The following is a 901-nucleotide window of genomic DNA, read 5'->3' on the forward strand; positions in this document are numbered from 1 at the left end:
GTCCTTGGCGGTCACGGCGTACCGATGTGGTTTTTCGTGCAGTCGCTCAAATCCGTCGACGAGATCTACCGGAAAGAAAGCCGCGAAACGCTCATCAACGCTGCGCGTGTCCAGATCTTCTTCGGCGCCCAGGAGACCGACGACCTGCGCTACGTCTCCGAGCAGATTGGCGAAACGGCTGAATTTCAAAAAGACGTAACCAGGACCCAGGCGAGCCTTTTCGACACCTATTACACGCGCTCCGTTCACAACAAGCAAATACGCCGGCCGCTCATGCGTCCGGACGAAATTCGCACCATGGACAGGAGCAAGGTCGTCATTCTGCCGCGTGGCGAAAACGCAATCCTTGCCACCCGCAATTTCTATTTCGCTGATCGGGAGCTCTCCAAGCGGGCTTTTATCGCACTCCCTGAGAGCGCGAACGCAAAGCATGCCAAACCAGTCGCTGCCACCCCTCCCCTCCCCTTCCAGGCCGTCCAGTCGATCGTCCCGGTCGGGCCAGGCTATCGCTCGGGCCTCACACAGTCGCGGCTGCCGCGCGGTGCGACGTTCGCTGCGAAAGTCGGACGTGCCGAGCGGCCGCCCGCTCGCCGCCGCTTGCCCGGGCCGCAAAATTCAGCCGGCGTTGAGGCGCCCCCTGTCCCACCCGCGGCGGCGGCGCGCACAGCGTCAACCTCCGTCGATTTTTCGGGTTTGGCGGCGCGTGCAGCGGCGACCAGGATCTCGCCGCAAAAAGAGGCTGTGATCGCAGCTATCCTCGCTCAGGCCAAATCTTTCCGTCCGCAGTCGGCCGATGCCGAGACATTCGACCGCAATTTAAGCGTCGTCGCGGAAGCCTTGCCGGACGTGGTGGATGACTAATTCTGCCGACAGCGTAGCGAGGCGACGTTAATCCATGCAG

1 protein-coding gene is annotated in these 901 nt (G+C 62.0%); it reads left to right on the forward strand.

The features are described 5' to 3' along the window. On the forward strand, positions 1 to 861 hold an 861-nt coding region (locus tag EOA60_RS35030), incomplete at its 5' end, for a type IV secretory system conjugative DNA transfer family protein (RefSeq protein ID WP_164899872.1). Between the last annotated feature and the right edge of the window lie 40 nt (positions 862 to 901).

This window comes from Mesorhizobium sp. M1A.F.Ca.IN.020.06.1.1, assembly GCF_004023265.1.
Classification (GTDB): Bacteria; Pseudomonadota; Alphaproteobacteria; order Rhizobiales; family Rhizobiaceae; genus Mesorhizobium.